The following is a 21,891-nucleotide window of genomic DNA, read 5'->3' on the forward strand; positions in this document are numbered from 1 at the left end:
GTGGCCGGGGCGCAGCGGCCCGGTCATTCGTCCCAGCCGGGCAGGGTGGCGCGGCCGCCGGCGATGGCGATCGCCTGGACCGGCGTCTTCGCATCGTCGACGCGAACCATGAACCGGGCGCCCGGCGCGGCATCGCCGATGGCGACGCCTTCACGGCTGATCGAGAAGCCGGGCGACCCCGCCTCGATCACCACCGGATCGCCGCGGCGGATGACGGGCTCCGCCTTTGCCGTCGGCAGCACCGCGGCGCGCGTTGTCGGCGGCGGTGCGTCGGCGGGACGGATGACGGGCACGAAGATTCGCCAGTCGGGTCCGGCGCACGACACCACCACCGCGTCATGCGCGTCCGTGCGCCACGACAGCGACACGGTCGGGCAGGCGGCGAGGCGCAGGCGGGAATCGATCGCGGTACGGGCCCCGCCCTCGGCGCCGATTGGCCGGCTGGTGAACGCCGCGACCGCGCGATCAAGGCCGCTGGTATCCTGGAACGCGCCGATGGCGGCGCCGGCGAGCAGAAACAAGGCGATCATGGCATTTCCTTGCGCTCGCCGGCGAAGGCGAGCGTGACGATGGCCGCACGACGGCCGGGTGTGGTGGAAGATGTGATGGTGATGCGCGGCGACACCGGCGCCAGCACGGCGGCGAGGGCCCGGGCACGATCGGCCGCGAGGATCGCGCCGCTGCCGGTCGAGGGATCGACATCGGCGCGGCTGCCGTCGACCGAACCCGTCACGGTCAGCGCGATCCGCGGATCGCGCGTCGCCTCGCGTGCCCAGGCGACGAGCGCCGCCGGATCCTCTGGCAGCGTCGCCGCGCCGGGGGCGAAGTCGAGCATGCCGGACGCCATCACCGGCGCCGGTGCGGCACGTTCGCCGCCGAACTGCGCGCGCAGCGCCTCGGCGACCACGCGCGGGTGATCGCTGGCCTGCAGCAGCACGAAGAAACCGACGAGCAGCAGCGCCAGGTCGGCCAGCGTCACCAGCCACAACGGCTTGGCCGGCGCTGGCTCGGGCCAGGTCGGGGCGGCGGGATCGATCATGCCGCGCTCTGCATATGGTGGCGGGGCGTCTCGCGCAGCGCGAGGGCCATGAGCGGCGGCTCGAGGCGCGCCCGCTCGGATGCCTCGACCCGTCCCGCCACACGCAACCGGTGGCATATCGGCATCAGCACCAGATTGGCGAGCAGCGCGCCGTACAGCGTCGCCAGCAGCGCGATTCCCATCGCTGCGCCGATCGCATGCGGATCGGACAGGTGCGCGAACATCGCGGCAAGGCCGATCAGCGTGCCGACCATGCCCATGGCGGGCGCGGCCTCGGCGGCACCGGACCAGACATCGGCGGCGGCACTGTGGCGCTCGATCCGCGCGGCGCGTGCCTGCCGCAACCGCGCCTCGACATCGCGCGGGATCGCCCCGTCGACGATGGCCGCGATTGCGACGGCGACATCCACGTCCTTGATCACCGAACGGTCCAGCGCCATCACGCCGTGCCGCCGGGCGATCCGATCCTGCGCCGCGATCTGATCGAGCAGGGGGTCCGCACGGAACGGACGTCGCGCCAGCACGCGCAGCGCGCTCAGCGCGCGGATCAGGTCGCGCCCCGGCGCGCGCAGCATCGTCGCGAGCAGCGTGCCGCCGCCGACGATGGCGAAAGCGGTCGGATCGAGGAACTGGGCGATCGTCATGATCCCGCCGTGATGCAAGGGCCGGGCCAGTTCACGCGGGTGCCGTGGAAACCGCGTGACCGCGGCGGCGGCGGCGAGGGCGCTTGCCGCGACCCGGCAAGACTTGCCGCCGACCGGCAAGGGCTTGCCGCTTCATTTGCCGACGCCCGGCATATCCACTGCCTTTTCCAATTTTGCGCGGCTTCGCGCCTCGTCCGATCGAAATTGGCACGCCTGTTGCTTGGCATGGCGGCAGCGCAATGGGGCGCGGGAGGCAAGAGGCCAATGGCCGCAGACAGCTTGTTCGGAATTCACGGGGCCGCCCTCGAGGTGCGCTCGCAGCGCATGGGCGTGCTCGCGTCGAACATCGCCAATGCCTCGACCCCCGGCTTCAAGGCGCGCGACATCGATTTCCAGTCGGCGCTCGCGTCGGTCGAGAACGACGCCGGCGCCCAGGGCATCACGGCGGCGACCAAATATCGCGTCCCGCTGCAGACCTCGATGGACGGCAACACGGTCGAACTCAATCAGGAGCAGACCGCCTTCGCCGAGAATGCGGTCCAGTACCAGACGACGCTGTCGTTCCTGAACGGCCGCATCAGCCAGATCACCCGCGCGCTGAAGGGAGAATAAGGCATGGCGGACAATCCCATGTCGGTGTTCCAGGTCGCCGGGCGCGCGATGAGCGCGCAGCTTTTGCGCATGAACACGACCGCGTCGAACCTCGCCAATGCCGGCGGCATCGCCGGTTCCGCGGACGCCGCCTACAAGACGATGAAGCCGGTGTTCCGCACCAGCTTCGACGCGGCGAGCGGGCTCGCGACCGTCGACGTCGAGAAGATCGTGACGGCCGGCGAAGCGCCGACCAAGCGGTACGACCCAGCCAATCCCTTGGCCGACAAGGACGGCAATATCTACGAGGCCGCCGTCGATGAAAGCCGCGAGCTGGTCGACATGATGGAGACCGCGCGCTCGTACCAGAACAACGTCGAGGTGATGAACACTGCGAAGCAGCTCACCATCGATACCCTCAAGCTGGGCCGCTGATCATGGCAGATATCACCAATACGACGTCGAGTACGCAGCCGAACTATGCCGCGATGGGCATCGCCACCACCGCGTCGCAGACTGCGCCCAAAGTCTCTTCCACGGGGACCAAGACGACGCTCGACCAGTCCGACTTCCTCGCGCTGATGACCGCGCAGCTGAAGAACCAGGATCCGTTCAACCCGGTCGACAATACGCAGATGGTCGCCCAGATGGCGCAATTCTCGTCGGTCGCCGGCATCAGCCAGATGAACTCGACGTTGAGCGGCATCGCCACCAAGCTGGGGGGATCGAGCGCCGCCGACGCGATGAGCTACGTGGGCAAGACCGTGCTCGTGCCGGGCACCACGGCCTATCCGCGCTCCGACGGTTCGCTCGACGGTGCGGTCGAACTCGACAAGGATGCGACCCAGGTTACCGTCTCGATCGCCGATGCGAACGGCGGCACCGTCCGTCAGCTGCAGCTCGGCGCGACCAAGGCGGGCAGCGCCGAGTGGAGCTGGGACGGCAAGGACGAGGACGGCAACGCCGTCACCAACGGCCCGTTCACGGTCAGCGTCGCCGCCGCCAACGCCAACACGGACATCTCCAGCCGAAGCCTCGTCTGGGCCCCGGTCCAGTCGGTATCGCTGCCGTCGAGCGGCACGCCGACGCTGAAGGTCGTGGGCGTCGGCAACGTCAAGCCCGCCGACGTCCGCTCCGCCACCTGATCCCTCTTCGCACCCCTTTCCCCGTCTTTCTCAGGAGTAGCTTCCGATGTCCTTCTATACCTCGCTGTCCGGCCTCCAGGCGTCGCAGACCGACATGGCCACCATTTCGCACAATCTCGCGAACGTCTCGACGACCGGCTTCAAGAAGAGCCGCACCGAATTCGCCGACATCATCGCGTCCAGCGTCTCCACGGATCCGCGCAAGATGGTCGGCTCGGGCGTCGTCGTGAAGGGTTCGGCGCAGCAGTTCAAGGAAGGCAACCTCACCACCACGTCGAACGCGCTCGACCTGGCCTTGGTCGGCGAAGGCTTCTTCACGCTGCGCACGACCGGCGTCAGCGACGCACTCGCCTATACCCGCAACGGCAGCTTCTCGGTCGATTCGAACAACAACGTCGTCGACGCGCAGGGATCCTACCTGCTGGTCTATCCGGTCGACAGCGACGGCAACGTCACCTCGACCAGCCAGTCGGGCCTGACGCAGCTGCAGATCCAGCAGACCAGCGGCACGCCGAAGGGCACGGCCAACGTCTCGACCGCGGTGCAGCTGTCCGCCACCTCGACGGTGAAGACGCCGACGGCGCAGAAGCCGTTCGTCCGCACCGACCCGACGACCTATAACAACTCGGTCGCGACGCGCATCTACGATGCCAACGGCAACCCGCAGACGATGACCAGCTATTACATCCGCACGGCGGATGCGAATGCGGCGGCCACCCCGCCGACGCTGGGCACCTGGTCGGTGTACAGCTTCGTCGGCGACCAGCAGCTGTCGGTGAACAACCAGATGGACGCGAACGGCAAGCCCGCGCCCGTCACGCTGACCTTCGACAGCAAGGGCGCGCTCGCTTCGGTCAACGGCGATGCCAACGCCAAGTCGATTTCCTACGACCAGTTCGTCCCCACCTCGGGCGCGGCGGCGCAGAGCGTCACGCTCAACCTCGCCAATTCGACGCAGCTGCCTTCGGCCTTCTCGGTCAATTCGAAGACGCAGGACGGCGTTCCCGTCGGCCAGCTGTCCGGCGTCACCGTTACCGACGCCGGCCTGATCCAGGCCAGCTTCTCGAACGGCGACATCGTGCCGCTGGGCAAGGTCGCGCTGTCGAGCTTCTCGACGCCGACCGGTCTTCGCCAGATCGGCAACAGCTATTGGGCGGCGACGGGCGTGTCGGGCGCGGCGAAGCTGGGTTCGGCGAGCGCCGACGGCTTCGGTTCGCTGATGTCGGGGACGATCGAGGGGTCGAACGTCGACATCACCGAAGAGCTGGTCAACCTGATCGCGGCGCAGCGCAACTTCCAGGCGAACGCCAAGGCGCTCGATACCGCCAGCCAGGTCTCGCAGACCATCTTCAACATCCGCAGCTGATCGACGGCGGCGGCGCGAAGGGCATCTAGATGGACAAGCTGGTCTATACGGCGGCGACGGGCCTCAAGGCGCACATGGCGGCGCAGGCGGCCATCGCCAACAACATGGCGAACGCGTCCACGACCGGCTTTCGCGCCGACCGCGTCGTCTTCGACCGCATCCTGCTCAAGGGCGGCGGTTCGACGCTGGAGGCGCGCATGCCGACCAGCGAGGAGGTCACCGACGCGGATCGCACCCCCGGCGCGATCCAGTCGACCGGCCGTCCGCTCGACGTCGCGGTCTCCGGCAACAGCGACTGGCTCGCGGTGCAGGCGGCGGACGGCAGCGAGGCCTATACCCGCCGCGGCGATCTGGAAGTCGCGCCCTCGGGCGTGCTCCAGACGGGCGACGGCTATATCGTCCAGGGGCAGAGCGGCCCGATCACCGTGCCGCCGCACGACAGCCTGACGATCGCCGGCGACGGCACGATCACGATCGTGCCGCAGGGCGGCGATCCGAAGAACCCGCAGGTGCTCGACCGGCTGAAGCTGGTCAGCACCAAGGGCGCCGACACCGTCAAGGGCCTCGACAACCTGTTGCGCGTGCGCGGTGGCGGCACGCTTCCCGCCAACCTCGACGCCAGAGTGCAGGGCGGGGCGCTGGAAGGCTCCAACGTCAACATGACGCAGGCGCTGGTCGACATGATCGAGAACCAGCGCAGCTACGAGGTTCAGGCCAACATCATGAAATCGGCCAAGGACATGGACGAGAGCAGCACCTCCGTGATGCGTCTGCCGAGCTAAGGGATAAAAGAGCATGTCATCCGCAGCCATGCATATCGCGCGTACCGGGCTCGACGCCCAGGACACGCGCATGCGCGTCATCTCGAACAATCTCGCCAACGTCTCGACGACGGGATTCAAGAAGGATCGCGCGGCGTTCGAGACGCTCGCCTATCAGACGATCACCGCGCCGGGCGCCCAGTCGACCGCCGACACCAAATATGCCACCGGCCTCAATCTCGGCACCGGCGTGCGGATCCAGGGCACGGCGCGGATCGATACGCAGGGATCGCTGCAACAGACCGGCAACAGCCTCGACCTCGCGCTCGACGGCGACGGTTATTTCCAGATCCAGATGCCCGGCGGGCAGCTCGGCTACACGCGTGCGGGCAATTTCTCGCGCAGCCCGGAAGGCCTGCTGGTCACGTCCGAAGGCTATCAGGTCCAGCCCGGCATCACGATCCCGCCCAACGCCACGGGGATCACGATCGGCACCGACGGCACCGTCACCGCGCAGCTGCCCGGCCAGACGACCGGCAGCAACCTCGGGCAGATCCAGGTCGCGAGCTTTCCCAATCCGACCGGCCTCCAGTCCACGGGCGACAACTATCTGCGCGAGACCGCCTCGTCGGGGGCGCCCAACATGGGCATCCCCGGGCAGGACGGCCGCGGCAACGTTCGCCAGGGCACGCTGGAAGCGTCCAACGTCAACGTCGTCGAGGAGCTGGTCGACATGATCGAGACCCAGCGCGCCTATGAGGTCAACTCGAAGATGATCTCGGCGACCGACGACATGCTCAAATACGTCAACCAGAACGTCTGATCGGTACGCATATCATGGCATCCCGCGCTCCCACGCCTTTCCGCTTCGGTACCCATTGGGTCGAAATCGCGCTCGCCGCGGCATCGGGCCTGCTTGTCATCGCGGCGCTGTCGCCGACCGAGGCGCATGCCGGCATCTTCGGAAAGAAGGCGCCGCCGGAGGATTTCAGCGTCACGCGCGCGCCGCTGGCGGCGCCGGTGGCAGCACCCGCCAATGGCGCGATCTTTCAGGCGGGCGACGGCTATGCCGCGCTGTACGAGGGCTGGCGCGCGCGCAAGGTCGGCGATCCGCTCACCATCGTCCTGGTGGAGCGCACCGCCGCCTCCAAGTCCGCGAGCTCGAAACTCGATTCCTCGGGGTCCGGCAGCATCACGCCGCCGACCACGGGCCTGCTCAATCTGTTCAAGAACAGCGACGCCTCCGCCAGCGGCGCGCGCAGCTTCGACGGCAAGGGCGCCGCGGACCAGGCGAATTCGCTGTCCGGCGAAATCTCCGTCACCGTGTCGCAGGTCTACCCCAATGGCACGATGATGGTGCAGGGGCAGAAGCGCGTCACGCTGAACCGCGGCGACGAATATGTGCGGATCAAGGGCCTGGTCCGGGTCGCCGACATCGACGCCGACAATCGGGTGCTGTCGACGCGCGTCGCGGATGCGCAGATCGCCTATACGGGCAAGGGCGATGTCGCCCGCGCCAGCCGCCAGGGTTGGCTGAGCCGCTTCTTCTCCGTCATCAGCCCCTTCTGATGCTTTTTCGCGCCCATGGTTAGCGGTTCGGTAACCATGCGGACGGCAGGATCACGCCCATGACCATTCGCGCGCTTTTCTTCGGCCTTGCCACGCTGCTGCTTGCGGCGAGCCCGGCCCATGCCGACCGGATCAAGGATCTCGGCGGGTTCCAGGGTATCCGTTCCAACCAGCTGACCGGCTATGGCGTCGTCGTCGGCCTGCCCGGCACGGGCGACGACAATCTCGAATATACCGTCCAGTCGCTGAAGGCCGTCGCCTCGCGGTTCGGCCTGCAGCTGCCGCCCGGCGCGAATCCGGGAATGAAGAACGCCGCGGTGGTGATGGTGACCGCCGATCTGCCGCCCTTCGCCAAGCCCGGCCAGCGGCTCGACATCACCGTCGCCTCGATGGGCAAGGCCAAGTCGCTGCGCGGCGGCAGCCTGGTGCTGACGCCGCTGCTCGGCGCGGACGGCCAGATCTATGCGATGGCGCAGGGCAATCTGGCGGTGGGCGGCCTCGGCGCGGAGGGTGCTGACGGATCGCGTATCGTCGTCAACGTGCCCTCCACCGGCCGCATTCCGGAGGGCGCGACGGTCGAACGTGCGGTCGCGACCGGCTTCGACACCGCCCCGACGCTCACCTTCAACCTGCAGCGCGCCGATTTCACCACCGCGCAGAACGTCGCCGCGGCGATCAACAAGACGCTCGGATTCGGCACCGCCCAAGCGATCGACGCGGTGTCGGTCGCGGTGCGCGCCCCTCCCGGTGCGGACGTGCGCGCGACCTTGATGTCGACGATCGAGAACCTCGATGTGGCCGCGGCCGAGCCCCCGGCAAAAGTAATCGTAAATGCGCGCACCGGAACGGTCGTTATATCCTCTGCGGTCAGGGTCGGTCCTGCCGCGGTGACGCACGGCAAGTTGACCGTGCGCATCGACGAGAACCAGAAGATCAGCCAGCCCGCGCCGTTCAGCCAGGGCCAGACCGCGGTGCAGCAACGCTCCAACATCGCGGTCGAGGAGGAGAAGAAGCCGATGTTCCTGCTCAATCCCGGCCCGAAGCTCGCCGATGTGGTGAAGGCGGTGAACGCGATCGGCGCGTCGCCCGCCGACCTCGTCGCGATCCTCGAGGCGCTGAAGGAAGCGGGCAGCCTCAAGGCGGAGCTGATCGTCCTGTGACCGGCATCGTCCCCCCGTCGTCCGGCGCGATCCAGTCGACCGCGGGCGGCCTTTCAACCGATACGTCGCGCCTGAAGAGCGCGGACAACCTCAAGAAGGCGGGCGAGCGGTTCGAGGCGGTGTTCACCGGCATGATGCTGAAGAGCATGCGCCAGACGCACCTCGCCGAACCGCTGTTCGATTCCAAGGCGATCGACACTTTCACCGACATGCAGGACCAGCGCCTCGCGCAGTCGATGGCGGAGCATGCGCCGATCGGCATCGGCAAGGCGATGACCGCGTTCCTCGCCAAGGCCCAGCCCGACCTGAAGCCGCAAGCGGATGTTAACACATCCGTGGCAGATCCGCCGGCATCATGAGCGACCTGCTCAGCATCGGCGCCTCCGGCGTCCGCGCCTATCAGACGGCGCTAGCCACCGTGGGCGAGAACATCGCCAACGTGGGGGCGGCGGGCTATACCCGTCGGACCGTTCGCATGAACGAGGTGCCGGGCGGCAGCGGCTCGGTCAATCAATATGGCGCCGGCAACGGGGTGGTGCTCACCGGCATCGTGCGCGCCGGTGACAATTACGCCGCCGCCTCGCTGCGCGCCTCCACGTCCGATCTCAGCCGCACGACGAGCGGCGCGAGCTGGCTGGATCGCGTCGACGGCGCGCTGACCGGCAACGCGCTGACCGCGCGGGTCACGTCCTTCTTCGCCGCGTCCCAGGCGCTCGCGGCCGAACCCAGCTCCAGCGCGTTGCGGACCAGCATGCTGAGCGCCGCCGGCTCCGCCGCCACGGCCTTCACCGCGACCGGCAAGGCGTTCGACCAGGTTGACGCAGATCTCGATACCGCCGGACGGCAGGCGGCGGTCGACATGTCCTCTCTTTCTGCCTCGCTCGCCGGCATCAACGACGGCTTGGGGCGCGCCGCGCCGGGCAGTACCGCCGCGGCCCAGCTGATGGATCAGCGCGACCAGATACTGGCGCAGGTCAGCGGTCTGGCCGACGTGACCGCGACCTTCGACTCGATCGGCCGTACGACGCTGACGCTGACGGGCGCTACCGGTGTGCCGCTGGTCAAGGGCGATCAGGTCGGGACCGTCGCCTATGCGCGCGACGCCAACGGCCAGGCGAGCTTCTCCTACACCGTCAACGGCGTCGAGACGGCGATGTCGCCGAGCGGCGGGACGATGGCGGGAATCATCGACGGCGCGCAGCGGGTCGCGGCCAACCGCGACCAGCTGAACGGCATCGCCGCGGATTTCGTGAAGACCGTCAACGACAATCAGGCCGCCGGCCAGGACCAGACGGGCGCGACCGGCACGGCGATGTTCACCGTCGGTACGTCCCCGACCGATATCAGCGTCGCACTGACCAGCGGCAGCCAGATCGCCGCGGCGTCGCCGGGCGGCGGTTCGCGCGATTCGAGCAACCTCACCAATCTGGAGGCTTTGCGTCAGTCCAAGGGTTTCGAGACGGCCCTGGCGTCGCAGATCACCGACAATGCGACCGCCTATAAGCAGAAGATGACGATCGCGGACGCGCAAACCTCGATCCGCGACGGCGCGCAGACCGCGCTGTCGAGCGCGAGCGGCGTCAATCTCGACTCGGAAGCGATCGACCTGATGCGGTTCCAGCAGGCCTATTCGGCCTCGAGCCGCATCATCCAGGTCGCGCGCGAAACCATGCAATCCATCCTCGACATCCGGTAGGGCGCGCGATGCAGATATCCACCAGCCTGTTCTACGATACCGCGGCCACCCGCATGTCGCAGATGAACCAACGCGCCTCGGTCCTGCAGACGCAGATCGCGACCGGCAAGAAGATCCAGCAGGCGTCGGACGATCCCAACGCCGCCTCGCAGATCGCGGAACTGGATCGCAAGGATGCCGACGCCGCCGTCTACGGCACCAACCTGACCATGGCGGGGTCGCTGCTCGATCAGGCAAGCAGCGTGATCTCGCAGATCAACACGCAGCTGACCCGCGCGACCGAGCTGGCGACGCAGGCGGGCAACGGCACGCAGACCGACGCCTCGCGCCAGTCGATCGGCGTCGAGCTGAAATCGATCGTCGACGCGATCGTCGGGCTGGCCAATTCCACCAACGTCCGCGGCCAGCCGCTGTTCGGCACGCCGGGCGGCACGCAGGCGGTGACCGCCAATGCCGATGGCAGCTATGCCTATGCCACGACCAACGTGTCGGAAGTTCCGATCGCGGACGGCCAGACGGTGCAGGCGACCGAAAGCGCCACGCGCTTGTTCAAGATGGCGAACGGCAAGGACACGCTGTCGGTGCTGAGCAACCTCGCCAGCGCGCTGCAGGCGGGCGGCGACGTGTCCGACACCGTGTCCGGCGCGCTCACCGATCTCAAGGCGGGGATCGACCAGGTCGCGAACGTCCAGGCCTCGGTCGGTGCGCGCGGCGCGCGCGTCGACCTGCAGCAGCAGCTGCTGACCACGGCGAACACCGACCGCGCCGACCTGCGCCAGAAACTCGAGTCGGTCGACACCACGCAGGCGATCGTCGAGCTGCAGCAGATGATGACCGCGCTGTCGGCGACGCAGGCGAGCTTCAGCAAGCTCTCCAATCTCTCGCTGTTCGACTATCTGAAGTAAGTGCCGCGGGGCGGCGGGCTACGTCTGCCGCCTCCAGGGAGCGAATGCCGCGGCGCGGACGCGGGGGCGACATCGCGTCGGGCCCCGCGACCGGCCACGGGCCGCGCCGACGTCCAGGCAGTTTCGCCTATCCCACACCGTCCGCCGCATTGGGCGGGGTTGGTAACCGTTTATCTAGGAAATGCGGTTAACCGGGATTGAGTACAGCCGGCAGGGCCGCCGGCATCGCCTTTCCGGGGGTAGCCCACAGTGTTCCCAGCAATTGGTCTCGTCGTTCTTCTCGGCATGGTGTTCGGCGGCTTCGCCATCACCGGCGGTGCCCTCGGCCCCGTGTTCGAAGCGATCCCGCACGAGATGCTCATCATCGGTGGCGCCGCCGCCGGTGCCTTGATCATCGGCAACTCGGGCGCCGAGCTCAAGGCGATGGGCGGCGGCCTCGCGAAGGTGTTCAAGGGGCCCAAGTACAAGAAGCAGGATTATCTCGACGTCATCTTCCTGGTCAGCAAGCTGATGAAGATGCTGCGCATGGATGGCCCGATCGCGCTCGAGCCGCATGTCGAGGATCCCAAGTCCTCCGCCGTCTTCTCCGAATATCCGCGGCTGCTTGCCGATCATACCCTGGTCGCGCTGATCGCCGATACGCTGCGCCTCGTCGTCGTGTCGTCGGGCACACTCGACGTCCATGCGGTCGAGGAGGTGATGGACCATTCGATCAAGACCCACCACCACGAGGTCGAGGGGCCGGAGCATACGCTGACCACGCTCGCCGATTCGCTGCCCGCGCTCGGCATCGTCGCGGCGGTGCTCGGCATCGTGAAGACGATGGGCTCGATCGACAAGCCGCCCGCGATCCTCGGCGGCATGATCGGCTCGGCGCTGGTCGGCACGTTCATGGGCGTGCTGCTCGCCTATGGCATCGTCAATCCGCTCGCCAGCCGGCTGAAGCAGGTGATCCACGCCGACGCCGCGATCTACCATGTCGTGAAGCAGATCATCATCGCCTCGCTCCACGGCCATCCGCAGCCGCTCGTCATCGAGGCGGCGCGCAGCGGCATCGCGCACAAGAACCAGCCCGGCTTCGCCGAAGTGTTCGACGGACTGCGCGGCAAGTGATGCGTGGCGTCAATCTGAAGTCGGCAGCCGCCGACGGGCCGCAAGGAATACGATAGAATGGCGCGCGCAGCCCCGCACGGCAACAATCAGCCGCCCAAGATCATCATCGTCAAGAAGATCGTCGGCGAAGCCGGCGGCGGCCATCACGGCGGTGCGTGGAAGGTTGCCTATGCGGACTTCGTCACCGCGATGATGGCGTTCTTCCTGTTGCTCTGGCTGCTCGGCGCGACGACCGAGAAGCAGCGCAAGGGCATCGCCGATTATTTCGCGCCCACGCTGATCGACAAGAAGGTGCTGGGCCTTGGGGGCAGCGGCGTCCTGGGCGGCGAATCGATCCTCAGCAACAACAAGTTGGGGCCGAAGGCGGCGGCGGCACCGATCGCCTCGATCGGTATCCCGGTAGCGGCGTCGGGGGGAGCACGCAGCGGCACCGGCGAGAAGGGATCGCTGCGCAACCGCGATGCCAGGGCGGAGGATCTCAAGGCGTTCGAGGCGATCAAGCGCCAGATCGAGGCGGCGCTGAAGAGTTCGGAAAGTCTCGCCAAGCTTGCAAGCCATATCCGCTTCGTTCCGACGCAGGACGGGCTGCGCATCGACCTGGTCGACGATGCCGACTATTCGATGTTCGCGATGGGCACGACGGTTCTCGACGCCAAGGCGTCGGACCTCATCGGCATGATCGCCAAGTCGATCGCCGGAACGCCCAACACGATCATGATCCGCGGCCATACCGACAGCGTACCCTACGGCGATCCGCGCGCGATGAACAACTGGATGCTGGCATCCGGCAGGGCCGAGGCGACGCGTCGGCGGCTGGCGCTGGGCGGGATTCCCGAACAGCGGTTCGAGCGGATCGAAGGCGTCGCGGACCGCGAGCCGATCATCGCCGGCGATCCCTATGACGCGCGCAATCGCCGCGTCGCCATCACCTTGTTGTATCGCAAGGGCGTCTTCGGCCAGTAATGGCGAGCGCGAAAGCCCGATCCTCCGGCCGGGTCGGGCGACGGGGTGCGGCGGAACGGCGCCTCGGCGGGAGCCGGCATGAAAAAGGGGGCCTTTCCCGCACGGGAAGGCCCCCTTTTCGTCGGCAGAAGCGGTCGCCTCAGGCCTCGGCGTCAGCCGCCTTGCGGCCGCGGCGCGCGGCGCCTTCGCCAGGACGCTGGCCGGGCTTGCGGCCGAGACCGATCTTCTTCGCCATCGCGCGGCGGCTTTCGGAGTAATTCTCCGACACCATCGGGTAATCCGACTTCAGGCCGTAACGCTCGCGATACTCCTCGGGCGACAGGCCATGCGTCGCGAGGTGGCGGCGCAATGTCTTGTACGGCTTACCGTCGATCATCGAGATGATGTAGTCCTTGGAGGCCAAGGATTTCCGCACCGACACGGCGGGCGTATACTCGGTGGCGACCGGTGCTTCCGGCGCGGTGTCCGTCGCGCCAAGCAGTCCGCGCACGGTGTCGTGCATCTTGCCGAGGAAAGCCGGCACCTCGTCGGCGCTGGTACGAGTGTTGGGATTGCCAAGCCAAGCAATCGTCAATTCGGTTGCTAGCTCGACGGCGTTCAGACCAGTGGTTTCGTCAGTCATAGTTTGCTCCTTTGACCAAAGAGCAGCCGTAGGCACGCGAAATATCACGTCAAGCCATAACTATGGCGGTATTGATCGAAATGGGGGAAAAATGGTGCCCAGAAGAGGACTCGAACCTCCACGACCTTGCGATCGCCAGCACCTGAAGCTGGTGCGTCTACCAATTCCGCCATCTGGGCACGGGGTAGGCGGCGGCCTTTAGGGGGCGCGGCGGCGCCTTGTCAACACGACTTTCGCGGGGCAAGGGCGGCGTAGCGAATTTTCCCATTCCGGCGAGAAGGGCCGATCATGAACGACAAACTGGTAACCGTGTTCGGTGGCGGCGGGTTCGTCGGCCGCTACGTCGTGCAGGCGCTGCTGCGCGCCGGCGCGCGCGTCCGCGTCGCGGAGCGCGATCCGCGGCGGGCCTGGTTCCTGAAGCCGCTGGGTGGCCTGGGCCAGATGCAGTTCGTCGCGGCCGACGTGACGCGGGCCGATACGGTGCATCGCGCCGTCGCGGGGGCGGACGCGGTGATCAACCTCGTCGGCGTTCTCGAGGGGGCGTTCGAGGCGATCCACGTTACCGGTGCCCGCAACGTCGCCGAGGCGGCGGCGGGCGCGGGAGTCGAGGCGCTGGTGCACATGTCGGCGATCGGCGCCGATCCCGCCGCGCGCTCGGCCTATGGCAGCACCAAGAGTCGCGGCGAGGAGGCGGTGCGCGCCGCCTTCCCGCGTGCCGCGATCATCCGTCCCTCGATCGTCTTCGGCCGCGAGGACCAGTTCCTCAACCGCTTCGCGGGGATGATCGAGGCGTTCCCGGTCGTGCCGGTGCTGCGCGCGCCGGTGAAGTTCCAGCCGGTGTTCGCCGCCGACGTCGGCGATGCCTTCGCCGCGGCGCTGGCGCCGGAGCATGCCGGCCGAACCTTCGAGCTCGGCGGTCCCGACGTGATGAGCATGGGCGAGATCATCCGCTGGCTCGCCACCACGCTCGGCCGCAAGCCGTCGATCGTCGAGCTGCCCGATGCGGCGGGGGCGCTGCTCGCCCGCCTGCCGCTCGCGCCCATCACCACCGACCAATGGCAGATGCTTCAGCGCGACAATGTCGTCGCGCCGGACGCGCCGGGCCTCGCGGCACTGGGCATCGAGGCGACGCCGCTCGCCACCGTCGCGCCCGACTGGCTTGTCCGCTTCCGTCGCAAGGGGCGGTTCGGCCGCCGCGCCGAAACGCTTTATCACGCCTGACACGCCCCTCCTCGGCTAGGACATCACCATGGACCTCCTCACCGCCATCCTCCTCGGCATCGTCGAGGGGGTCACGGAATTCCTGCCCGTCTCCTCGACCGGCCATCTCATCCTCGCCGGCACGCTGCTCGGCGTGCAGAACCAGGGCACGGCGACGTTCGACATCGTCATCCAGCTGGGTGCGATCCTTGCGGTCATCGTCCTCTACTGGCGCCGCTTCTGGGGCGTCGCGGTCGGCCTGTTCGCGGCGGAGCGCCGGTCGATCGCCTTCGTGCGCAACGTCGTCCTCGGCTTCCTGCCCGCGATGGCGATCGGCTTCGTCGTCTACAAGGCGGTCAAGGCCCTGCTGGAGAAGCCGACCGTCGTCGCGGTCGCGCTGATCGTCGGCGGCGTCGCGATCCTGGCGATCGAGCGGATGGCGAAGCGCGCGCGTGTCGAATCGGTGGAGACGATGCCCGCCACGACCGCGCTCGGCATCGGCTTCATGCAGTGCCTCGCGATGATCCCGGGCGTCAGTCGATCGGGCGCGACGATCATGGGCGCGCTGACGCTGGGGGTGGATCGCCAGGCGGCGGCGGAATTCTCCTTCTTCCTCGCCATACCGACGATGCTCGCCGCCAGCGGCTACGACCTGCTCAAGTCGGGCGCGACGCTGGCGCAGGGCGAATGGCTGGCGATCGCGGTCGGTTTCGTGGTGTCGTTCATCGTCGCGATGCTGGTGATCCGCTGGTTCATGGCGGTCATCACGCGGCACGGTTTCGCGCCCTTCGCCTGGTACCGGATCATCGTCGGCGTCGTCGCGCTGATCGCGCTCCAGATTAGATAGTACCGGATCGATATGTATTTTCTCGGTATTTATATTGGCGGCTGGCCTTAGGGGCCTTGAAGTCGAGAAAATAGGTAACTTAGACTTCCCTATCGAGCATTTTGTACGTGACATGGCCCCCGATCGTGCGTAGCGGCACGGTCAGGAGGCTCCATGGCGCACGAATCGATGCTGAAGTTCGTCGGACGGGAACAAAAATATCCCGAGAAGCGCGAGGCGGAGGCGCGGGCGGACGATTTCCGCGAGATCGCAGCGCGCTATGCCGTGCCGGCGGCCGAGGAACAGGCGGGCCGCTGCTCGCAATGCGGCGTGCCCTATTGCTCGGTGCACTGTCCCCTGCACAACCACATCCCCGACTGGCTCCGCCTGACCGCTGAGGGCCGGCTGCGCGAGGCCTATGAGCTGAGCAACGCGACCTCGACCATGCCCGAGATCTGCGGCCGCATCTGTCCGCAGGACCGGCTGTGCGAGGGCAATTGCGTCATCGAATTCTCCGGACACGGCGCCGTCACGATCGGTTCGGTCGAGAAGTTCATCACCGACACCGCCTGGGAACAGGGCTGGGTCGAGCCGCTCGTGCCGGGTCCGGCGCGCGGCCAGTCGGTCGCCGTCATCGGCGCGGGGCCCGCGGGCCTCACCGCGGCGGAATATCTGCGCGGTCACGGCTATGACGTCCATGTCTACGATCGGCACGATCGCGCCGGCGGGCTGCTGACCTATGGCATCCCCGGCTTCAAGCTGGAGAAGCCGGTCGTGATGCGCCGCGTCGAGCGGCTCGCGGCCGGCGGCATCGTCTTCCACACCGGCTTTTCCGTCGGCGAGCAGGCGAGCCTCGACGAGCTGCGCCGACGGCACGACGCGGTGCTGATCGCCACCGGCGTCTATCGCGCGCGCGATCTCGACCTGGGCCAGGGTGACGACGGGCGTGTCGTGGCCGCGCTCGACTATCTGATCGCCTCCAATCGCAAGGGCTTCGGCGATGCGGTGCCGGCCTTCGACGGCGGCGCGCTCGACGCGCAGGGCAAGCATGTCGTGGTCATCGGGGGCGGCGATACCGCGATGGACTGCGTGCGCACCGCGATCCGCCAGGGCGCCGCGTCCGTGAAGTGCCTGTATCGCCGCGATCGCGCCAACATGCCGGGCAGCCAGCGCGAAGTGGCCAATGCGGAGGAGGAGGGCGCGGAGTTCGTCTGGCTTTCCGCCCCCGCGGCCTTCGACGCCGACGGAACCGTGCGGGCGCGACGCATGCGGCTGGGCGCGCCCGACGCCAGCGGACGGCGCGCGCCGGAAGCCGATCCGTCGGGCGACTTCACGGTGCACGCCGACCTTGTGATCAAGGCGCTCGGCTTCGACGCGGAGGATCTGCCCGGCCTGTTCGGCGCGCCCGAACTCGGCGTGTCGCGTTGGGGCACCGTGCTGGTCGACGGCAAGACGCTGATGACCAGCCTCGATGGGGTCTTTGCGGCGGGCGACATCGTGCGCGGCGCCAGCCTCGTCGTCTGGGCGATCCGCGACGGCCGCGACGTCGCGAGCGCGATGCACAAGTGGCTGAAGGCCAGCGCCAGGCGCGCGAAGGTCGCCGCCTGATTCACGCTTCGACACCGATACCGGCCGCCCGCGGCGGCCCGACGATGGACCGATCCCATGACTGATGCCGTGACCGCCCCCATGACCGATCCCACGACAGATCAGCGCCGGTATCTCGCCGACCATGGCATGTACCGTCCGGATTACGAGGGCGATGCCTGCGGCGTCGGCCTCGTCGCCGCGACCGACGGGCGCGCGTCGCGCCGCGTCGTCCAGTCGGCGATCGACGCGCTGAAGGCGGTGTGGCACCGCGGCGCGGTCGATGCCGACGGCAAGACCGGCGACGGAGCGGGTCTTCACATCGACCTGCCGCACCGCTTCTTCGACGATGCCGTCGTCGCCTCCGGCCACAAGGTGCTGCCCAACCGGCTCGCGGTCGGCATGATCTTCCTGCCGCGCACCGACCTAGGCGCGCAGGAGAGTTGCCGCACGATCGTCGAAAGCGCGATCATCGAGGCGGGCTACACCATCTACGGTTGGCGTCAGGTCCCGGTCGACGTCTCCGTCATCGGCATAAAGGCGCAGGCGACGCGTCCCGAGATCGAGCAGATCATGATCGCCGGGCCGATGCCCGACGAGATGTCGGCGGCCGAGTTCGAGAAGAATCTGTATCTCATCCGCCGCCGGATCGAGAAGCGCGTCATCGCCGCGCAGATCCAGGGCTTCTACGTCTGTTCGCTCAGCTGCCGCTCGATCGTCTACAAGGGCCTGTTCCTCGCGGAGAGCCTGTCGGTCTTCTACCCCGACCTGCAGGACCAGCGGTTCGAATCGCGCGTCGCGATCTTTCACCAGCGCTATTCGACCAACACCTTCCCGCAATGGTGGCTCGCGCAGCCGTTCCGCTGCCTCGCGCACAACGGCGAGATCAACACGATCCGCGGCAACAAGAACTGGATGCTCAGCCACGAGATTCGGATGGCGGCGACGGCGTTCGGCGACAATTCGGAGGATATCAAGCCGGTGATCCCCGCCGGCGCCAGCGACACCGCGGCGCTCGACGCGGTGTTCGAGACGATCTGCCGCTCGGGGCGCGACGCGCCGACCGCGAAGATCATGCTGCTGCCCGAGGCGATGTCGGCCGACCTGCCCGCGCCGCACGCCGCGATGTACAACTATCTCGCCTCGGTGATGGAGCCGTGGGACGGCCCCGCCGCGCTGGCGATGACCGACGGGCGCTGGGCGGTCGGCGGCGTCGATCGCAACGCGCTGCGCCCGCTGCGCTACACGCAGACCGCCGATGGCCTGCTGATCGTCGGATCGGAAAGCGGCATGGTCGTCGTTCCGGAATCGACGATCGTCGCCAAGGGGCGGCTGGGGCCTGGCCAGATGATCGCGGTCGACCTCGACGAGGGGCGCGTCCTCAACGACCGCGAGGTCAAGGACCGGATCGCCGCCGAGCATGACTATGCCGCGATGATCGGCGAATTCCACGCGATGCGCGACCTGCCGGAGGTACCGGACGCCACCGTCCGCTACGATCGCGCCGACCTCACCCGCCGCCAGGTCGCCGCCGGCCTGACGCTGGAGGACATGGAGCTGATCCTGTCGCCCATGGTCGATTCGGCGAAGGAAGCGGTCGGCTCGATGGGCGACGACACGCCGCTCGCGGTGATCAGCGACAAGCCGCGGCTCATCAGCCAGTTCTTCCGCCAGAACTTCAGCCAGGTCACCAACCCGCCGATCGACTCGCTGCGCGAGCGTTACGTCATGTCGCTCAAGACGCGCTTCGGCAATCTGGCCAACATCCTCGACACGGAGGATCGCCGCGAACGCGTGCTGGTGCTCGATTCGCCGGTGCTGACCGGGCACGACTGGGCTCGGTTGCGCGCGCATTTCGGCAGCAGCGCGAGCGAAATCGACTGCACCTTCGACGCGGACGGTGGCCCGGAAAAGCTGCGCGCCGCGATCCAGCGCATCCGCAACGAGGCGGAACAGGCGGTGCGCCAGGGCAAGAGCGAGCTGTTCCTGACCGACGAGCATGTCTCCGAAGGCCGCGTCGCGATCGCGGGCGTGCTCGCCGTCGCCGCGGTGCATACGCATCTCGTCCGCAAGGGCCTCAGGTCCTACGCCTCGATCAACGTGCGCTCGGCCGAATGCCTCGACACGCATTACTATGCGGTGCTGATCGGCGTCGGCGCGACGACGGTGAACGCCTATCTGGCGGAAGCCGCGATTGTCGACCGCCAGGCGCGCGGCCTGTTCGGCGATCTCGGCCTCGACGCCTGCCTCGCCCGCCATCGCGTCGCGATCGAGGAGGGCCTGCTCAAGATCATGTCGAAGATGGGGATCGCGGTGATCTCCAGCTATCGCGGCGGCTATAATTTCGAGGCGGTCGGCCTCAGCCGTGCGCTCGTCAACGACCTGTTCCCCGGCATGCCCGCCAAGATCTCGGGCGAGGGCTATGCCTCGCTGCACCACAGCGCGATCGTCCGGCACGAGCTGGCCTGGGACGAGGGGATCGCGAAGCTGCCGATCGGCGGCTTCTATCGCCAGCGTCATACCGGCGAGACGCATGCCTATTCGGCGCAGCTGATGCATCTGCTCCAGACGGCGGTCGCGACCGACAGCTATACCAGCTATCTCCAGTTCAGCCGCGGAGTCGCCGACCTGCCGCCGGTCTATCTGCGCGACCTCCTCCAGTTCAATTTCCCGGCGGAGGGCGTGCCCGTCGACCAGGTCGAGGCGATCACGGAAATCCGCAAGCGCTTCGTCACGCCGGGCATGTCGCTGGGCGCGCTGTCGCCGGAGGCGCACGAGACGCTGGCGATCGCGATGAACCGCATCGGTGCCAAGGCGGTGTCGGGCGAGGGTGGCGAGGACGTCAGCCGCTTCACGCCTTATGCCAATGGCGACAACGCCAATTCGACGATCAAGCAGGTCGCCTCCGGTCGCTTCGGCGTCACCGCCGAATATCTCGGCGCCTGCGAGGAGATCGAGATCAAGGTCGCGCAGGGGGCAAAGCCCGGCGAGGGCGGGCAGCTGCCCGGTTTCAAGGTGACCGAATTCATCGCCAAGCTGCGCCATGCGACCCCGGGCGTGACGCTGATCAGCCCGCCGCCGCACCACGACATCTATTCGATCGAGGATCTGGCGCAGCTGATCTACGACCTGAAGCAGATCAACCCGCGCGCGCGTGTCGGGGTCAAGCTGGTCAGCTCGGCGGGCATCGGCACGGTCGCGGCGGGCGTCGCCAAGGCGCATGCCGACGTCATCCTCGTCTCCGGTCACGTCGGCGGCACCGGCGCCAGTCCGCAGACCAGCATCAAATATGCGGGCACGCCCTGGGAAATGGGGCTCAGCGAAGTGAACCAGGTGCTGACGCTGAACGGTCTGCGCGGCCGGGTCAGGCTGCGCGCCGACGGCGGGCTCAAGACCGGGCGCGACATCGTCATCGCCGCGATCCTGGGCGCGGAGGAATTCGGCATCGGCACGCTCAGCCTCGTCGCCATGGGCTGCATCATGGTGCGCCAGTGCCATTCGAACACCTGCCCGGTTGGCGTCTGCGTGCAGGACGAGCGGCTGCGCGCCAAGTTCACCGGCACGCCGGAAAAGGTCATCAACCTGATGACCTTCATCGCCGAGGAGGTGCGCGACATCCTCGCCCGCCTGGGCTGCCGCAGCCTGGACGAGGTGATCGGCCGCACCGAACTGCTCCGTCAGGTAAGCCGCGGCGCAGAGCATCTCGACGACCTCGACTTGAACCCGATCCTCGCCAAGGTCGATGCGACCGATGCGGAACGGCGCTTCAGCCTGTCGACCTTCCGCAACGACGTGCCCGACAGCCTGGATGCGCAGATCATCAAGGATGCCGCCCCGGTGTTCGCGCGCGGCGAGAAGATGCAGCTGACCTATTCGGTGCGCAACACCCACCGCGCGGTCGGCACGCGCCTGTCGAGCGAGATCACGCGCCGGTTCGGCATGGCGACGCTCGCCGATGGCCATGTCACGGTCCGCCTGCGCGGCTCGGCCGGCCAGTCGCTCGGCGCGTTCCTGTGCAAGGGCGTCACGCTGGAGGTGTTCGGCGACGCCAACGACTATGTCGGCAAGGGCCTGTCAGGCGGCACGATCATCGTCCGCCCCGCGGTATCCTCGCCGCTCGCCAGCCAGGACAATACGATCGTCGGCAACACCGTCCTCTACGGCGCGACGTCGGGCACGTTGCTGGCGGCGGGACAGGCGGGCGAGCGGTTCGCCGTGCGCAGTTCGGGCGCGACCGTGGTGGTCGAAGGCTGCGGTGCCAACGGCTGCGAATATATGACCGGCGGCGTCGCGGTGGTGCTGGGTCAGGTCGGCGCCAACTTCGGTGCCGGCATGACGGGCGGCATGGCCTTCGTCTACGACGCCGACGACAGCTTCGAACGCCGCGCCAACCCCGAAAACATCGTCTGGCAGCGGCTGGCGTCCGCGCATTGGGAAGCCGTGCTGCGCGCGCTCGTCGAGCGCCACGCCGCGGCGACCGACAGCCGCTGGTCGAAGGGCCTGCTCGCCGACTGGGACCAGGCGCTCGGTCGCTTCTGGCAGGTCGTGCCGAAGGAGATGCTGTCCCGCCAGACGCATCCGCTCGACGACAGCCCGGAGGCGGTCGCCGCGGAGTGATTTCCCCCTCCCGTTAGCGGGAGGGGGTCGGTCCGGAGATAACGGACACGTCCGCCATGCGATCGCCGTCACGCGAGGACGCGCCCA

The 21,891-nt window shown here is 67.8% G+C and carries 21 protein-coding genes and 1 tRNA gene; 17 read left to right on the forward strand and 5 right to left on the reverse strand.

The window, feature by feature from the left end; genetic code table 11:
* Positions 1-23 precede the first annotated feature (23 nt).
* The 3 genes from IQ292_RS04735 to IQ292_RS04745 are packed head-to-tail and all read right to left on the reverse strand — an operon-like array spanning position 24 to position 1,683.
* A complete protein-coding gene (locus tag IQ292_RS04735) occupies positions 24-530 on the reverse strand; it encodes a flagella basal body P-ring formation protein FlgA (protein WP_203309157.1) in 507 nt (168 codons plus the stop codon).
* On the reverse strand, positions 527-1,039 hold the full coding sequence (locus tag IQ292_RS04740; RefSeq protein WP_238940795.1) for a hypothetical protein: 513 nt from the start codon (positions 1,037-1,039) through the stop codon (positions 527-529). Before IQ292_RS04740 ends, IQ292_RS04735 begins: the two co-directional genes overlap by 4 nt.
* Positions 1,036-1,683 carry a motility protein A gene (locus tag IQ292_RS04745; RefSeq protein ID WP_203309158.1) on the reverse strand — a complete coding sequence of 216 codons (648 nt, stop codon included), beginning with the start codon at positions 1,681-1,683 and terminating at the stop codon, positions 1,036-1,038. Before IQ292_RS04745 ends, IQ292_RS04740 begins: the two co-directional genes overlap by 4 nt.
* Before the next feature lie 264 nt (positions 1,684-1,947).
* Between IQ292_RS04745 and IQ292_RS04750 the strand changes: the two genes are divergently transcribed.
* From IQ292_RS04750 to IQ292_RS04810, 13 genes are all read left to right on the forward strand, one after another.
* Positions 1,948-2,295 (forward strand): flagellar basal body rod protein FlgB, encoded by a 348-nt coding sequence (locus IQ292_RS04750; RefSeq protein WP_203309361.1) that lies wholly within the window; start codon positions 1,948-1,950, stop codon positions 2,293-2,295.
* A gap of 3 nt (positions 2,296-2,298) precedes the next feature.
* The gene (gene flgC, locus IQ292_RS04755) at positions 2,299-2,709 is read left to right on the forward strand and encodes a flagellar basal body rod protein FlgC (protein WP_203309159.1); all 411 of its coding nucleotides are present in this window, start codon (positions 2,299-2,301) and stop codon (positions 2,707-2,709) included.
* Between the two features lie 2 nt (positions 2,710-2,711).
* The gene (locus tag IQ292_RS04760) at positions 2,712-3,419 is read left to right on the forward strand and encodes a flagellar hook capping FlgD N-terminal domain-containing protein (protein WP_203309160.1); all 708 of its coding nucleotides are present in this window, start codon (positions 2,712-2,714) and stop codon (positions 3,417-3,419) included.
* 46 nt (positions 3,420-3,465) lie between these two features.
* A complete protein-coding gene (locus tag IQ292_RS04765) occupies positions 3,466-4,785 on the forward strand; it encodes a flagellar hook protein FlgE (protein WP_203309161.1) in 1,320 nt (439 codons plus the stop codon).
* Positions 4,786-4,814: 29 nt separating this feature from the next.
* Entirely contained in the window at positions 4,815-5,567 is a 753-nt protein-coding gene (locus IQ292_RS04770; RefSeq protein WP_203309162.1) for a flagellar basal body rod protein FlgF, read from the forward strand.
* 13 nt (positions 5,568-5,580) lie between these two features.
* Positions 5,581-6,369, forward strand: a complete 789-nt coding sequence (gene flgG, locus IQ292_RS04775; protein ID WP_203309163.1) for a flagellar basal-body rod protein FlgG — start codon at positions 5,581-5,583, stop codon at positions 6,367-6,369.
* A 14-nt stretch (positions 6,370-6,383) separates the two neighbouring features.
* Positions 6,384-7,115: a flagellar basal body L-ring protein FlgH gene (locus IQ292_RS04780; protein WP_203309164.1), complete on the forward strand. Its 732-nt coding sequence runs from the start codon at positions 6,384-6,386 to the stop codon at positions 7,113-7,115.
* 59 nt (positions 7,116-7,174) lie between these two features.
* Entirely contained in the window at positions 7,175-8,275 is a 1,101-nt protein-coding gene (locus tag IQ292_RS04785) for a flagellar basal body P-ring protein FlgI (protein ID WP_203309165.1), read from the forward strand.
* A complete protein-coding gene (locus tag IQ292_RS04790; protein ID WP_287980874.1) occupies positions 8,272-8,634 on the forward strand; it encodes a rod-binding protein in 363 nt (120 codons plus the stop codon). The genes IQ292_RS04785 and IQ292_RS04790 overlap by 4 nt, the downstream gene beginning before the upstream one ends.
* Complete coding sequence (flgK, locus tag IQ292_RS04795) at positions 8,631-9,971, forward strand: flagellar hook-associated protein FlgK (protein WP_203309166.1); 1,341 nt, start codon at positions 8,631-8,633, stop codon at positions 9,969-9,971. The genes IQ292_RS04790 and flgK overlap by 4 nt, the downstream gene beginning before the upstream one ends.
* Positions 9,972-9,979: 8 nt before the next feature.
* Positions 9,980-10,876, forward strand: a complete 897-nt coding sequence (locus tag IQ292_RS04800) for a flagellin N-terminal helical domain-containing protein (protein ID WP_203309167.1) — start codon at positions 9,980-9,982, stop codon at positions 10,874-10,876.
* Positions 10,877-11,125: 249 nt separating this feature from the next.
* Positions 11,126-11,989 (forward strand): flagellar motor stator protein MotA, encoded by an 864-nt coding sequence (motA, locus tag IQ292_RS04805; protein WP_203309168.1) that lies wholly within the window; start codon positions 11,126-11,128, stop codon positions 11,987-11,989.
* A 57-nt stretch (positions 11,990-12,046) separates the two neighbouring features.
* Positions 12,047-12,952, forward strand: a complete 906-nt coding sequence (locus tag IQ292_RS04810) for a flagellar motor protein MotB (RefSeq protein WP_203309169.1) — start codon at positions 12,047-12,049, stop codon at positions 12,950-12,952.
* 139 nt (positions 12,953-13,091) lie between these two features.
* Here the strand turns inward: IQ292_RS04810 and IQ292_RS04815 are convergent, their stop codons facing one another.
* Together IQ292_RS04815 and IQ292_RS04820 are read right to left on the reverse strand one after the other, a co-directional pair.
* Complete coding sequence (locus IQ292_RS04815) at positions 13,092-13,574, reverse strand: Ros/MucR family transcriptional regulator (protein WP_203309170.1); 483 nt, start codon at positions 13,572-13,574, stop codon at positions 13,092-13,094.
* A gap of 92 nt (positions 13,575-13,666) precedes the next feature.
* Positions 13,667-13,753, reverse strand: a tRNA-Leu gene (locus tag IQ292_RS04820).
* Between the two features lie 109 nt (positions 13,754-13,862).
* Between IQ292_RS04820 and IQ292_RS04825 the strand changes: the two genes are divergently transcribed.
* The 4 genes from IQ292_RS04825 to gltB all read left to right on the forward strand — a co-directional run bounded on the left by IQ292_RS04825 (position 13,863) and on the right by gltB (position 21,804).
* Positions 13,863-14,795 (forward strand): complex I NDUFA9 subunit family protein, encoded by a 933-nt coding sequence (locus IQ292_RS04825; RefSeq protein WP_203309171.1) that lies wholly within the window; start codon positions 13,863-13,865, stop codon positions 14,793-14,795.
* 22 nt (positions 14,796-14,817) lie between these two features.
* The gene (locus tag IQ292_RS04830; RefSeq protein WP_203309363.1) at positions 14,818-15,621 is read left to right on the forward strand and encodes an undecaprenyl-diphosphate phosphatase; all 804 of its coding nucleotides are present in this window, start codon (positions 14,818-14,820) and stop codon (positions 15,619-15,621) included.
* A 153-nt stretch (positions 15,622-15,774) separates the two neighbouring features.
* Entirely contained in the window at positions 15,775-17,208 is a 1,434-nt protein-coding gene (locus tag IQ292_RS04835; protein ID WP_203309172.1) for an NAD(P)-dependent oxidoreductase, read from the forward strand.
* 81 nt (positions 17,209-17,289) lie between these two features.
* On the forward strand, positions 17,290-21,804 hold the full coding sequence (gene gltB, locus IQ292_RS04840; protein WP_203309364.1) for a glutamate synthase large subunit: 4,515 nt from the start codon (positions 17,290-17,292) through the stop codon (positions 21,802-21,804).
* The last annotated feature ends 87 nt before the right edge of the window (positions 21,805-21,891 follow it).

This window comes from Sphingomonas beigongshangi (genome assembly GCF_016820445.1).
GTDB classification, from domain to species: Bacteria; Pseudomonadota; Alphaproteobacteria; order Sphingomonadales; family Sphingomonadaceae; genus Sphingomonas; species Sphingomonas beigongshangi.

Excerpts from the sequence above, each read along its gene's own strand:
- IQ292_RS04740 (WP_238940795.1), bottom strand. The coding sequence starts at position 1,039 with ATGATCGATCCCGCCGCCCCGACCTGGCCCGAGCCAGCGCCGGCCAAG.
- IQ292_RS04760 (WP_203309160.1), top strand. The coding sequence starts at position 2,712 with ATGGCAGATATCACCAATACGACGTCGAGTACGCAGCCGAACTATGCC.
- gltB (WP_203309364.1), top strand. The coding sequence starts at position 17,290 with ATGACCGATCCCACGACAGATCAGCGCCGGTATCTCGCCGACCATGGC.
- IQ292_RS04745 (WP_203309158.1), bottom strand. The coding sequence starts at position 1,683 with ATGACGATCGCCCAGTTCCTCGATCCGACCGCTTTCGCCATCGTCGGC.
- IQ292_RS04735 (WP_203309157.1), bottom strand. The coding sequence starts at position 530 with ATGATCGCCTTGTTTCTGCTCGCCGGCGCCGCCATCGGCGCGTTCCAG.
- flgG (WP_203309163.1), top strand. The coding sequence starts at position 5,581 with ATGTCATCCGCAGCCATGCATATCGCGCGTACCGGGCTCGACGCCCAG.
- IQ292_RS04800 (WP_203309167.1), top strand. The coding sequence starts at position 9,980 with ATGCAGATATCCACCAGCCTGTTCTACGATACCGCGGCCACCCGCATG.
- IQ292_RS04815 (WP_203309170.1), bottom strand. The coding sequence starts at position 13,574 with ATGACTGACGAAACCACTGGTCTGAACGCCGTCGAGCTAGCAACCGAA.
- flgK (WP_203309166.1), top strand. The coding sequence starts at position 8,631 with ATGAGCGACCTGCTCAGCATCGGCGCCTCCGGCGTCCGCGCCTATCAG.
- IQ292_RS04750 (WP_203309361.1), top strand. The coding sequence starts at position 1,948 with ATGGCCGCAGACAGCTTGTTCGGAATTCACGGGGCCGCCCTCGAGGTG.
- IQ292_RS04785 (WP_203309165.1), top strand. The coding sequence starts at position 7,175 with ATGACCATTCGCGCGCTTTTCTTCGGCCTTGCCACGCTGCTGCTTGCG.
- IQ292_RS04810 (WP_203309169.1), top strand. The coding sequence starts at position 12,047 with ATGGCGCGCGCAGCCCCGCACGGCAACAATCAGCCGCCCAAGATCATC.
- IQ292_RS04765 (WP_203309161.1), top strand. The coding sequence starts at position 3,466 with ATGTCCTTCTATACCTCGCTGTCCGGCCTCCAGGCGTCGCAGACCGAC.
- flgC (WP_203309159.1), top strand. The coding sequence starts at position 2,299 with ATGGCGGACAATCCCATGTCGGTGTTCCAGGTCGCCGGGCGCGCGATG.
- IQ292_RS04770 (WP_203309162.1), top strand. The coding sequence starts at position 4,815 with ATGGACAAGCTGGTCTATACGGCGGCGACGGGCCTCAAGGCGCACATG.
- IQ292_RS04825 (WP_203309171.1), top strand. The coding sequence starts at position 13,863 with ATGAACGACAAACTGGTAACCGTGTTCGGTGGCGGCGGGTTCGTCGGC.
- IQ292_RS04835 (WP_203309172.1), top strand. The coding sequence starts at position 15,775 with ATGGCGCACGAATCGATGCTGAAGTTCGTCGGACGGGAACAAAAATAT.
- IQ292_RS04780 (WP_203309164.1), top strand. The coding sequence starts at position 6,384 with ATGGCATCCCGCGCTCCCACGCCTTTCCGCTTCGGTACCCATTGGGTC.